This window comes from Pseudoalteromonas sp. SS15 (assembly GCF_049257195.1).
In the GTDB taxonomy this organism is placed as follows: domain Bacteria; phylum Pseudomonadota; class Gammaproteobacteria; order Enterobacterales; family Alteromonadaceae; genus Pseudoalteromonas.
In genome coordinates this window covers 943,474-954,739 of record NZ_JBMMUD010000001.1, presented here as the reverse complement: position 1 = coordinate 954,739, position 11,266 = coordinate 943,474, and the positions used below count along the sequence as shown (strand labels likewise).

Annotated in this window: 11 protein-coding genes and 1 pseudogene; 6 read left to right on the top strand and 6 right to left on the bottom strand. The window is 42.0% G+C overall.

Annotated features, from left to right (window positions below; genetic code table 11):
* The 3 genes and pseudogenes from AAEU28_RS04215 to AAEU28_RS04205 all read right to left on the bottom strand — a co-directional run.
* A pseudogene (locus tag AAEU28_RS04215) lies at positions 1-201 on the bottom strand (IS110 family transposase); the annotation flags it as partial.
* Between the two features lie 1,627 nt (positions 202-1,828).
* Positions 1,829-2,131, bottom strand: coding sequence for a DUF3301 domain-containing protein (locus AAEU28_RS04210; RefSeq protein ID WP_421963083.1), 303 nt, complete (start codon positions 2,129-2,131; stop codon positions 1,829-1,831).
* Positions 2,131-3,159, bottom strand: a complete 1,029-nt coding sequence (locus AAEU28_RS04205) for a DUF3549 family protein (protein WP_421963082.1) — start codon at positions 3,157-3,159, stop codon at positions 2,131-2,133. Before AAEU28_RS04205 ends, AAEU28_RS04210 begins: the two co-directional genes overlap by 1 nt.
* A 140-nt stretch (positions 3,160-3,299) precedes the next feature.
* Here AAEU28_RS04205 and AAEU28_RS04200 point away from each other — a divergent pair, with 140 nt between their 5' ends.
* Genes AAEU28_RS04200 through AAEU28_RS04185 form a run of 4 tightly spaced genes read left to right on the top strand, consistent with a single transcriptional unit; the run spans position 3,300 to position 5,405 of the window.
* Entirely contained in the window at positions 3,300-3,626 is a 327-nt protein-coding gene (locus tag AAEU28_RS04200; protein ID WP_404393954.1) for a YqcC family protein, read from the top strand.
* A 12-nt stretch (positions 3,627-3,638) separates the two neighbouring features.
* Positions 3,639-4,373: a tRNA pseudouridine(65) synthase TruC gene (gene truC / locus AAEU28_RS04195; protein WP_138562599.1), complete on the top strand. Its 735-nt coding sequence runs from the start codon at positions 3,639-3,641 to the stop codon at positions 4,371-4,373.
* The gene (locus AAEU28_RS04190) at positions 4,373-4,813 is read left to right on the top strand and encodes a flavodoxin (RefSeq protein WP_421963081.1); all 441 of its coding nucleotides are present in this window, start codon (positions 4,373-4,375) and stop codon (positions 4,811-4,813) included. Before truC ends, AAEU28_RS04190 begins: the two co-directional genes overlap by 1 nt.
* Before the next feature lies 1 nt (position 4,814).
* Positions 4,815-5,405 (top strand): hypothetical protein, encoded by a 591-nt coding sequence (locus tag AAEU28_RS04185; RefSeq protein ID WP_421963080.1) that lies wholly within the window; start codon positions 4,815-4,817, stop codon positions 5,403-5,405.
* A gap of 55 nt (positions 5,406-5,460) precedes the next feature.
* On the opposite strand, the gene dapD is transcribed toward AAEU28_RS04185, so the two are convergent.
* On the bottom strand, positions 5,461-6,288 hold the full coding sequence (gene dapD, locus AAEU28_RS04180) for a 2,3,4,5-tetrahydropyridine-2,6-dicarboxylate N-succinyltransferase (RefSeq protein WP_138481242.1): 828 nt from the start codon (positions 6,286-6,288) through the stop codon (positions 5,461-5,463).
* A gap of 8 nt (positions 6,289-6,296) precedes the next feature.
* The gene (glnD, locus tag AAEU28_RS04175; RefSeq protein WP_421963079.1) at positions 6,297-8,915 is read right to left on the bottom strand and encodes a [protein-PII] uridylyltransferase; all 2,619 of its coding nucleotides are present in this window, start codon (positions 8,913-8,915) and stop codon (positions 6,297-6,299) included.
* 240 nt (positions 8,916-9,155) lie between these two features.
* Here glnD and AAEU28_RS04170 point away from each other — a divergent pair, with 240 nt between their 5' ends.
* On the top strand, positions 9,156-9,365 hold the full coding sequence (locus tag AAEU28_RS04170) for a hypothetical protein (protein WP_421963078.1): 210 nt from the start codon (positions 9,156-9,158) through the stop codon (positions 9,363-9,365).
* Positions 9,366-9,422: 57 nt separating this feature from the next.
* Here the strand turns inward: AAEU28_RS04170 and map are convergent, their stop codons facing one another.
* Positions 9,423-10,211 carry a type I methionyl aminopeptidase gene (map, locus tag AAEU28_RS04165; protein ID WP_349286407.1) on the bottom strand — a complete coding sequence of 263 codons (789 nt, stop codon included), beginning with the start codon at positions 10,209-10,211 and terminating at the stop codon, positions 9,423-9,425.
* A 264-nt stretch (positions 10,212-10,475) separates the two neighbouring features.
* Between map and rpsB the strand changes: the two genes are divergently transcribed.
* Complete coding sequence (rpsB, locus tag AAEU28_RS04160) at positions 10,476-11,204, top strand: 30S ribosomal protein S2 (protein WP_349286406.1); 729 nt, start codon at positions 10,476-10,478, stop codon at positions 11,202-11,204.
* Positions 11,205-11,266 lie beyond the last annotated feature (62 nt).

Genomic DNA, 11,266 nt, shown 5'->3' with positions numbered 1-11,266 from the left:
GTAAACACCTGTAGGCTCTGTCGTAATAACAATATCCTGAGCATTTAAGTTTGTATTTTTTAGCAACCACTTAACTAACTCTCGGAAGCCATTTGGGTTATTTTGTAAGACCTTAGTTTTCTTTTTATTCTTTGCTATATCACGAAGCCAGCTGACATCTAGCTTATCTTTTCCTATATCAATTCCAATAAATGCTTTCATCTCTATCTACTCCCCTTGTACATACAGCGTCACCCGAATTTGGGGCGCTAGGATACCATTCAGTTTAATGGAGGTTAGGAAGTCAGGGCTCAATCTACAAAACAGCATCTGAGTGCTCAGGTCGTGCTCGAGCTCTCTGACTTCCAGAATTGATAAGTGCTAGCTAAACACTCATCAAGGAGAGATACAAGGTCGTCATTTATGGCGACATTTTGAGTTTTGGCTCTGTGTTTTGTCGGTCTAAAGCCTCGACCTAAATTGAATGCAGGTACTGTTGTAGGTGCGATTTTATATCGCGCTTTTAATGTCGTTTTCTGATGCAGGCCTTCAATTTAACCTTTTGTCGCGTTGGCGACAGCAACCAAAGGGCGTCAAGCATTTCAATTTAATAACGTGCAGAAATTCATCCATGAAGCTTCTGCCTGTCGGCATCCATGCCTCCACTTCCTCGCGCTGCGAAACTTCGTTTCGGTCACTCGTCACCCCACGGCGCCCCTCTATCTCGCTGTTTTTTCAAATACGCAATTGATGTGAACGTAAACGGCTGAATAGTCCATCCATGGACTAAATCAGCCTTGCAGCGCATCCATGCGCTGACATTACTCATCAATTGCTTATTTTCAGGCTCGATAGAAGGGGAAGGGGTGCTGCCTGTTGGTTTTGTGCATAGGGCTGCAATGTGCAAAATACACGTTGCGAAGCAAGGTTATTTTTGCGCAAGGTGAAGTGAGCAATTTTATCTTTTGTTAAAAATATCGTTGAACGTACACGCCATGAAGGTACATCCATGTACAAGCATGGCTTGGCTCGCATCCATGCGAGCGCATTACTCATCAATTAATTCTTTTCAGGGTGTGATAAAAGGGAAAAGGTGTTGCCTGTTGGTTTTGTGCATAGGGCTGCAATGTGCAAAATATACGTTGCGAAGCAAGGTTACTTTTGCGCAAGGTGAAATAAGCAATTTTAACTGTCGTAACTAAATCAGCAATCTCCGAACCTGACAGATCGGAAAATTAGCTGTGAGATATTTCCCACATGGTTGTGGGCTTTGGTGTTTTAAACAATTCGCTTTGACTGTGATTTATTTTTAAGTTTATGAAAAATAACAAATATCTTATTTTTAAAATAATATGACATTAAATAAATTGCTGTAAGTCGCTTTAGCAATCGGCAAATTACCGTAAACTTAATCATGTCAGGAAGGCAAAGGAATAGGAAAAACGGAATAAGCACAAGGTTATGGATAGGTGCTAGGGCAAGAAGCTCAACAGGATACTCAGGATGAGGTGTAACGGAGTTGCACTTAGGAATAGGATACACACAGGAGTGTGAGGACAGCCCAAAGATGGGTGAAGCGGAAACCAGGATGGTTAAAGGTGTTAGGACAACACCTAGGATTAGGATGGAGTACAGGGTGTACTAGGAGCGCACAGGGTTTGCGAAGTGGATTTAGGATAGTAGGAACACAGGACGTGTATAGGATTTTAAATGGATTTTTGGTTGTCGATGGAAGACGACCATTCAGCGGATGATAAAACAGGATATAGGCTTTGGAAGCTCTCATGGATGTTGTCAACTTTAGGCGCGACTTATGTTGCGCCTTAGTTTTTTCTGGAACCTGTCTTTTTTAGCCCAAGCGATGCGGTGGAATATCTGCTTGCACTAGCTTTTCATTTTCAAGATATAAATAACCTTGATATAAGCTCTCGCCATCAGAGCTAAATTCAAACAAAAACTGACTTTTTATTCCCAAACGACCACTTTTTAAAATGCCGGGTAGCACTTTTTTACAGGCGACACTGAGCAACTGTACTTGCAACTGCTTTGCTTGCCTTTTTGCATGTTCGTTTGCGGCCTCTGCGATTTTACGGCTATACCAAAAAAAGCCGATAACGCTGCCGATAACAATAAAAAGCCAGAGAGTTGCCATTAAGAGAATAACCTACCTATCGCACGAGATAGTGTGTCGCTGCGATTTTCTGCTCGAAGAATACCTAGTACGTGTGGGCGAAGTGACGGAATTGCAACTAAGTCCGCAAAAATACTTGGGAATAACTCAGGCATTTGCTCATTATTAGCAGCCGCATCAAGTAGTTTGAATAGGGCTTCTGGTTTTTCAAAGCATAACCAATAACGGCCAGCTAAGGTCAGTAACACGTCTGGTTGGCTACCTAACTCGCTTGCTAGCACTTGCTCGACTAACTGAGATTTTAACCCTTGTGCTTTGCTACCTGAGAGCGCACGCATGTTATTAATTAATAGGTTTAAATTATTATCTGCGATGGCTTGTTCGCATTGCGCAAAGAATAGTTCCGCAAGTTGTGTATTAATTTCAACATGTTCAAGCATGGCACTTAAAGGTTGCTGAACTTCTTGCGGTAAGGTTGTCCAAGTTTTAGCGAGGTTTGCGCTGTTCTGACCGTGGTCGAGTCTAAAGGCAAAATCAGCTAATCCTTGTACCGCAATACTTTGCCACGCATCGTCTGTTAAATTGCCAGCAAAAAATTGCTCGGTAAATTCATAATACTGAGATGCAGGGCGCTTTAATTCAGTTTTTAATAGTGCATTGAACGCGGCAAGTTTATTGGCATTAGGCGTAAATACATACGGGTTGTTGTCTAGCTTGCCATCAGCTTGCTCGCCCGTTAGCTCAGTGCCTAATGCTTCAAGTACCATATTTGCGAAGTGGTCACGGCTTGCAAGTACTAACTTACTTTGTTCATCAAGAGGCATTTTTAAAAACCACACATACGGATCAGCAGTGGCTTGGTTATCCCAAAATTGAATGGCTATTAGGGCATGACCAGCAAGCGGGTAAGGGTAAGGTACCTGACCGTTTTCAAGTTGATTGAAGAGGGCTTTATCAATTTTAGTGATTTTTCGACCCATATCGTAAACACGCCACTGTGTGCCAGCTGTGTTTAGAAGATCACCTAAAGTAGAAATATGCGCAGTCATAGTTCGCTCATGCAAATTTTAAATTAGCCGAATTATACGTATTTTCTCAGCACTTGATAAGCGAAGCCGTAAAGCTACTGTAAAGAAGTTAGCTGGGCTATAATTCGCGGGTTTTAAATAGTCTACAAAGAGTCGGTTTGATGAGTCACGCCCAATACCAAGCAGTTTATACCTTATTGAAAGAGCTCGAAGCGGTATTACGCATCGCCAAGCTTTGGCAAAGTGAAAGCATTGAGGCTGAAAAGCTAAATTCTACCGCGCCATTTTGTTGTGATGTGATGACATTTGAGCAGTGGTTGCAGTTTGTGTTTATTCCTAAAATGACCTTGATGATAGAGCAAGGCATGGCACTACCTGCCAATATGTCGATTGCGCCCATGGCTGAAATGAGCTTTGCCACTCACCCACAATATCCGCAGATTTTAAGTCTACTGACCAAGTTAGACGAAAGCTTACAACAGAATTAAAAGAGAAAGATCATGCTTGAGATTGTCTATCAAGACGAAAACTATGTGGCGATTAATAAGCCTTCGGGCTTATTGGTGCATCGTTCATTTTTAGATAAACGCGAAACCCAATTTGCCATGCAAATGTTGCGTGATCAGCTAGGTCAGCACGTATTTCCGGTGCATCGATTAGACCGTCCTACCAGTGGTATTTTGTTGTTTGCACTGAGCTCAGAAGCAGCCAGAGATATGAACCAAGTATTCATTGAGGGCAAAATAGAAAAACGTTATCTGGCACTGGTGCGAGGCTTTGCGCCAGAGCATGTTTATCTAGACAGGCCTTTAAAAGAGCACTTAGATAAAATCGCCGACAAATTTGCCGATCAAGATAAAGCGCCGCAAGAAGCGCAAACAGAATTTAACTGTTTGCATCAGGCAAGTTTGCCTATTCCTTTTGGTAAGTTTCCGAGCATTCGTTATTCGCTGGTGGAGTGTTTTCCTAAAACCGGCCGAAAACATCAAATTCGCCGTCATTTAAAGCATTTAGCACATCCTATTTTGGGTGATGTGAACCATGGTGATAACAAGCATAATCACTTTTTTTATGAGCACTTTGGTTTGCAGCGCTTAATGTTATTTGCAACTCGGTTAAAGTTTGTTCATCCTTATACAAAACAAGAAATTACCATTCGGGCTAACCTAGGCGAAGAGATGCTAAATATCTGTGCGCAGTTGGGGTGGCCCAGCAGCGAACAGGATTATCAATAATGGCATCAATTTCAATTTTTGTAGGCAGTGTGTATGGCAATGCACAGAATTTAGCAGAGCAGGTGCAAACTGCTTTGTCACCGTCTCATCAAGTGAGTTTATTTGAAAGCGCAAGCATCGACGATGTAAAGGCCGCTGAAGTGGCTTTGTTTATTACCTCGACCACAGGCTCAGGTGACCTGCCTGATAACATTGAGCCATTGATTATGCAGTTACGAAATCAGTCGCCGATGTTAACAGGCAAAAAGGCGGGGGTTATTTCTCTGGGTGACTCAAGCTACGGTGACACCTATTGTGGCGCGGGCAAGCAAGTCGATGTTTTATTACAAGAATTAAATGCAAAGCAGACTTCACCGCGTCTAGATGTGGATGCGTGTGAGTATTTTGAACCATGGGAAGTGGTTGAAGCCTGGTTAACAGAGTGGCAGAAAACCCTTTAATATGTCGAAGTTACAACAATTTAAATGGGTATTTCTACTCAGCAGTATTTTAATTGTGCTGCCAGCAATTGAAAGCAGCTGGTTTGATAACGCATTTGGCTTAAAGTGGGGCAGTGAAAAGCTCATGTACTATTTCAGCGTGTTTTTGGTGCCGCTGAAGTTAGCCATGGTTATTGCCGGTTGTTGGCTGCTGATTTACTTTGTGAAACACAATGAGGTGAGCAACAAGGTGAAACTGGCAGTATTGCCATTAATGTTCGTTGCCTCTGTTCAAGTCATCATGCTGAGTATCACATCGGTTTATTATGTGTTTAATGGTACCAAGGCCGATAATTACATTGAACAAGCCAATATCAGTATTCAAAGCCAAGCACCAGGTAAGTTACTCACGGCATTCCACGATATTAACATTATGTGCGATAGAGGACTTGGGTTTTACGAGTTGTTATCGGTCGTAAAAGAACCTTGGCTTGGTACAGCATTAGCCATTGAAAGTTATGAGCCGTTAGAGCAACTCACCATCAGCTTTACAGCAGATAACCAAAGACAGTTTAAGCAGTATGATCTTCAAGGTTTAAGTTGCGAACATTAAGCATAAAAAAGGCCGCAAATCGTCAATGATTGCGGCCTTTTAAATTCTTTATTGACTACTCATCGACAGAGCGAAGTAGGGCGTTGATACCTACTTTTTCACGAGTTTGCTGGTCAACTTTCTTCACAATAATTGCTGCGTAAAGGCTGTGTGAGCCATCTTTGCTTGGTAGTGAACCTGGTACAACGACCGCACCTGCTGGTACGCGACCATAGTGGATTTCGCCTGTTTCACGGTCGTAAATACGCGTACTTTGAGAAATGTATACGCCCATTGAGATAACCGCGCCTTCTTCAACAATGACGCCTTCAACGATTTCAGAGCGTGCACCGATAAAACAGTTATCTTCGATGATGGTTGGGTTAGCTTGTAATGGCTCTAATACACCACCAATGCCCACACCACCAGACAGGTGCACGTTTTTACCAATCTGTGCACATGAACCAACTGTAGCCCATGTATCAACCATAGTGCCTTCATCAACATAAGCACCAATGTTCACGTAAGAAGGCATAAGTACCACGTTCTTACCTACAAAGCTGCCCTGACGTGCTACAGCGTTTGGTACAACGCGCATTCCGCCTTGTTGGAATTGCTCTGGCGTGTAGTCAGAAAATTTAAGTGGCACCTTGTCATAAAACTGGTTTACGCCATCGTTCATTGGTTGGTTATCACGAATACGGAAAGACAGCAGTACCGCTTTTTTAAGCCACTGATGCACAACCCATTCACCGCTGATCTTTTCTGCAACTCGCGCAGCACCAGAATCTAGCAATGAAAGAGATTGAATGATTGCATCTTTAACTTCGTCGCTCACTTGTGTAGGAGTAATGCCATCACGTTGCTCCCATGCTTGTTCGATGATGGTTTTTAAATCTGACATAGTTTCCTCTAATTTGTTTCTGCGTTTAATTTTTTCATTAAGTCTCGTTGAAGTGTTACTTTATGCTCTTCATCGAGGGCTTGATAATCTTTATTTGAAATGACGAAAAAGTCTTCTGCACGCTCGCCGACCGTTGTAATACGTGCGGCATGAATATGCAGTGAATTAGCCTGAAATACTTCGGCTATTTTAGTTAAAAGCCCCGGAATATCGATGGCTTGAATTTCGATGAGATTGCGGTTTTCACGTGCATGTGGACGCACAATCACTTTTGGTTTGATATTAAAGTCTTTAAAGCGATGAGAGCGGTTTTTCTTCACTCTGATCTTCTTCTTCGGATCTTGAAGTAATGACTCAATGCCTTTACGAATTGAACGAGCACGATTTACTGAAACCGGATCGCCGTCTTGTTCGAGTATTACGAAGTTAAAGACCACAAAGCCATCTTTAGTCGTCATGACCTGTGCGTGTTGAATTTGTGCTTTTTTAGAGCCGATAACACTAACGAGTTTGGCAAATAAACTCGCTTCATAAGGGCTATAAACAAAGACTTGTGTGCCCCCATGGAGCGGTTTCTCGCCGACAATCACGCTAAAGTCATTTAAGTCTTTCACTTTGAGTAAGTGCTCAGATTGCCATGAAATTTGCTGCTCGCTGAATCCAGTAAAATAGTTAGCCTTAAAACGAGACCAAATAAAGTCAATCTGGCTCTCTTCAAAACCGAGCTCAATGAGGCGCTGTTTGGCTTGCTGCTTTTTATCGCGAATTTGGTCACGCATGTCCATTGGGTTTTCAAGACCCGCTCTCAAAGCGCGTTGTGTATGCAAATACAGTTCACGTAGTAGGGTATTTTTCCAATCATTCCAAAGGTTGTCATTGGTGGCACGAATATCGGCAACGGTTAAACAATATAAGTAATCGAGTTGACGCTCATTTTTTACATGTGAAGCAAATTCAGCGATGACATTGGGGTCATTAATGTCTTTACGTTGTGCAGTAACCGACATTAATAAATGGTTTTCAACCAGCCAAGCCACTAAACGCGCCTCTGAATTACTAAAACCATGCACTTTACAAAAGGTACTGGCATCAACTGCGCCTAGCTCTGAGTGGTCGCCACCGCGGCCTTTGGCAATATCATGGAAAATACCAGCAAGGTAAAGTAGCTCAGGTTTGTCCATGCGGGTGACAATTTCAGAGCAAATAGGGAAATCTTTTTGCTTATTCTTGTCGAAATATTTGTAGATGTTATTAATTAACTTATGGGTATGTTCATCTACTGTGTAAGCGTGGAATAGATCGAACTGCATTTGCCCAAATATATTACGCCATTGCGGTAAGTAGGCGGCAATAATGCCGTGCTTGTGCATCAATGTGAAGGCTCTGCCCATACCGTTCGGGTGCTTGATTAAGCGTAAGAAGGCATCTCTACACCCTGCGTAATCTTGTAAATCACCGAGAAGACGGCGGCGGACTTGGCGCATGGTTCTTAATGTGTTGGGTTCAATATCAGTGATTTCAGGGTTATCAGCAATATGCTCAAACAACACAAAAATATGTTCACGCTTAAAGAATACAGAAGGATCGGTGACTTGAATACGATTACCCACACGCTCAAAGTTTTTATCGAGCGGTTGAGGCTGATGCTTAACTTGGTCAACCAAGATACTTTGCTCGAAATAAGATAGCAGCATTTGGTTCATTTCGCGCACACGGCTCATGATCCTAAATAAGCGCTTCATCATGCGCTCAACAGACGCTTTACCCTCAGAGCCAAAACCTAATAATTCTGCTGCATGAGGTTGGTAGTCGAATAATAAGCGGTTTTCGTTTCTGCCCGCAGCGAGGTGTAGGGCAAAACGAATATTCCAGAGGTTTTCAATACATTCGAGCAGCTCTTGATATTCTTCATGGGTTAGATAACCATGGCTGATGAGTTCTCTAAGTGTTTCTGCGTGGAAATGTTTTTTTGCCACCCAAAATATGGTTTGCAGATCGCGCAGACCACCCGGGTTTTCTTTCACATTCGGTTCGAGGTTGTACGCCGTACCATGACATTTTTTACGACGAACTTTTTGCTCATCTACTTTGGCGATAAAGAATTCTTCAGATCGCCAGATAGGTGTTTCAATAATGTGGCTTTTGAGGCGTTCAAACTCTAACTCATTACCGCTGATTAAGCGGCACTCAAGTAAGCTGGTGGTGAAGTGTACGTCTTGTTTTTTTTGTTCTAATACTTGTTCATGTGTACGAACACTGTGGCCTATCTCTAAACCTAGATCCCATAAATGAGTGACAAATTGACCGAGCGACTCTTTTAACTCTTCATTGGGCTCAGAACGAACCAGTAATAAAAAGTCGATATCCGAATAAGGGTGCAGCTCGCCTCGACCATATCCGCCAACCGCGATTAGCGCGATATCATCATGTTTATTTAAGCTTGTAATGACATAAAGTTTTTGCAGAAGTAAATCGACAAATTCGGCACGGGCGCGAATGAGGTGTTTTACCGGTTGCTTTGAGAATTCATTGCCGAGCCATTTATAGAAAAAAGCGGAGCAATCTTTAAAATCGTCGAGCTTGCTAGCTGAATCAAGAAGCGTTTTTAATTTATTGGGTAATGCCACGGAATATCCCTGATTTTTTATCAAATGAATTGATGAGCGCTTTGTAAGTTTTACACTAAGTTGCTGTGAATTGCGAGCCGAGGAACATAGAACAAGGTCAAACGTCTAGTTCTTAAGCGGGCTTGAATTTCTAAGATAGTTCGGTGTTTTTGCTTTGGGTATTTTTGTTAATGCTGTGTTGATTTGTTGTTTTTTATATGTTTTTATAAACTTGGTTTTAATGAAAAACAAGGAAAAGACATGAAAAATACATTTAAAACTTGCTTAATTGCCTCAATAACATTTATTGCTGCATCGCTTGCGCCTATTGGTGAGTCTATTGCTCTACCAAGTGGTGGTTCTTATATATGTGATAGATCTGTACTTTATTATGTTTATTTTGAAGGCGGTGAATTTAAAAGGATCCGAGTCTCAGGAAAATGTGAAGGAACAGGCTTCTTAGATTTATAAAATCCTAAAAAATGCCAACTTTTTAAGTTGGCATTTATAGTATTAGAGTAATAAATTTTAATTGTGTTCTATTACACGATCAATTGTTTCATCATTGCGTAGTGTTAAAATTTCAACACCATTGTCAGTAACAAGCAAGGTATGCTCCCACTGAGCTGACAAGCTACGGTCTTTAGTGACAACCGTCCAACCATCTTTAAGAAGTTTACATTGACGCTTACCGGCATTCACCATAGGTTCAATCGTTAAACACATACCTGCTTTAAGTGTTTCGCCTGTGCCAGGTTTACCATAGTGCATAACCTGTGGCTCTTCATGGAATTCAGCACCAATACCGTGGCCGCAGTATTCACGAACGATAGAATAGCTAAAGCCTTCGGCGTATTTTTGAATTGCAGCGCCGATGTCACCTAAACGTACACCTGGCTTAACCATTTTAATTGCAAGGTACAAGCTTTCTTGTGTGATCTGGGCTAAACGTTTGCCCTGAATATTTGGCGTACCTACATGGAACATTTTTGAGGTATCGCCGTGGTAACCATCTTTGATCACGGTAATGTCGATATTGATGATATCGCCATCTTTTAATGGCTTGTCATTTGGGATGCCATGACAAATTACATGGTTGACTGAAGTACAAATTGATTTTGGAAAACCATGATAATTTAGAGGTGCAGGCACCGCATCTTGAACGTCAACAATATAATTGTGACAAATGGTGTTTAGCTCTTCAGTTGTTACCCCAGGCTTCACATGAGGTTCGATCATTTCTAAGACTTCAGCCGCTAAGCGACCGGCAACACGCATTTTTTCGATTTCTTCAGGGGTTTTAATCACTGCACTCATTGAGGCTCCAATCGTTAATTTTTCACTTTGCAATAACGCACAAATTTTAGACGTATCGTTGAATCTGGCGCTTTAATATGGTATAAAGCGCGCCGTCTTTTTACAAATTTATCTTTAAAGGTAGTTTGTAGTTAAGACAAACATACTTTTTATATTAACACACACACATATCGACACATACACTTGGGTGCAGGTAATTATATATTACGTGTTGGTGCTATGGGATATGTGGAGGCCTAACCCTAAATATTAGAGGAAATTAAAATGGCAAACGTTTCAATGCGCGATATGCTTCAAGCTGGTGTTCACTTCGGTCACCAAGCACGTTACTGGAACCCTAAGATGAAGCCGTTCATCTTCGGTGCACGTAACCGCGTTCATATCATCAACCTAGAAAAAACTGTTCCTATGTTCAACGATGCGCTTAAGTTCTTACAGAACGTTGCATCTAACAAAGGCAAAATCCTTTTCGTAGGTACTAAGCGCGCTGCAAGCGAAGCAGTTAAAGAAGCAGCTCTTCAAAGTGAGCAGTTCTACGTAAATCACCGTTGGTTAGGTGGTATGTTGACTAACTGGAAAACAGTTCGTCAATCAATCAAGCGTCTTAAAGACCTTGAAGCTCAAAGCCAAGACGGTACTTTCGAAAAGCTAACTAAGAAAGAAGCGCTAATGAAAACGCGTGAAATGGAAAAGCTTGAGAAGAGCCTTGGCGGTATCAAAGATATGGGCGGTCTTCCTGACGCTATCTTTGTAATCGACGCTGACCACGAGCACATTGCAATCCGTGAAGCTAACAACCTAGGTATTCCAGTAGTATCAGTAGTTGATACTAACTCAAACCCAGACGGCGTTGACTTCATCGTACCAGGTAACGATGACGCGATCCGCGCTATCCAGCTTTACACTGGTGCTGTTGCAACTGCTATCACTGAAGGTCGTGAAAGCAACATCGTTGCACAAGCTGAAAACGACGATTTCGTAGAAGCTGAGTAATTAGCTGTCATCAAGCCTTCATCAAAATAAGGTGAAGGCTTGATATTCTTGAAGAGCGGTCA

Bases quoted from the DNA above. Each gene is read 5' to 3' on its own strand.
- AAEU28_RS04210 (WP_421963083.1), bottom strand. From the start codon at position 2,131: ATGGCAACTCTCTGGCTTTTTATTGTTATCGGCAGCGTTATCGGCTTT.
- AAEU28_RS04205 (WP_421963082.1), bottom strand. From the start codon at position 3,159: ATGACTGCGCATATTTCTACTTTAGGTGATCTTCTAAACACAGCTGGC.
- AAEU28_RS04200 (WP_404393954.1), top strand. From the start codon at position 3,300: ATGAGTCACGCCCAATACCAAGCAGTTTATACCTTATTGAAAGAGCTC.
- truC (WP_138562599.1), top strand. From the start codon at position 3,639: ATGCTTGAGATTGTCTATCAAGACGAAAACTATGTGGCGATTAATAAG.
- AAEU28_RS04190 (WP_421963081.1), top strand. From the start codon at position 4,373: ATGGCATCAATTTCAATTTTTGTAGGCAGTGTGTATGGCAATGCACAG.
- AAEU28_RS04185 (WP_421963080.1), top strand. From the start codon at position 4,815: ATGTCGAAGTTACAACAATTTAAATGGGTATTTCTACTCAGCAGTATT.
- dapD (WP_138481242.1), bottom strand. From the start codon at position 6,288: ATGTCAGATTTAAAAACCATCATCGAACAAGCATGGGAGCAACGTGAT.
- AAEU28_RS04170 (WP_421963078.1), top strand. From the start codon at position 9,156: ATGAAAAATACATTTAAAACTTGCTTAATTGCCTCAATAACATTTATT.
- map (WP_349286407.1), bottom strand. From the start codon at position 10,211: ATGAGTGCAGTGATTAAAACCCCTGAAGAAATCGAAAAAATGCGTGTT.
- rpsB (WP_349286406.1), top strand. From the start codon at position 10,476: ATGGCAAACGTTTCAATGCGCGATATGCTTCAAGCTGGTGTTCACTTC.